The 333-nt window shown below is 28.5% G+C and carries 1 protein-coding gene; it reads left to right on the top strand.

All coding sequences use genetic code 11. The annotated features are described in order from the left end of the window. Positions 1-185 precede the first annotated feature (185 nt). The coding region (locus tag FUA24_RS10715) for a 3,4-dihydroxy-2-butanone-4-phosphate synthase (RefSeq protein ID WP_187388247.1) at positions 186-333 on the top strand (148 nt) is incomplete at its 3' end.

Here is a 333-nt window from a genome sequence, read left to right as displayed (position 1 = left end):
ATCACTGTTAAACTTAAAACAGTTTTACAAATTAATAAATAAGACTAAAAAAATGCCAAACGGTATTCTTTTATTACTAGGCTTCCCTTTTTACATGATTACGTATCCTTTTTTAAATGTAAAAATTAAGGAAGACTTAAGGATTTATTGTTTAGAATCTTTAAAATAAGCAATATCTTTGCTAAATGATAGCAGAAACTATGACACACAACCAAAAGCAATTTAAGCTTAACTCTATACATGAAGCCATTGAAGATATAAGAAATGGCAAAGTTATTATTGTTGTTGATGATGAAAACAGAGAAAATGAAGGCGATTTTTTAGCGGCTGCCG

Source organism: Seonamhaeicola marinus (assembly GCF_008085455.1).
The sequence above is the reverse complement of the archived record's forward strand: the minus strand, read 5'-3'. Positions and strand labels throughout refer to the sequence as shown.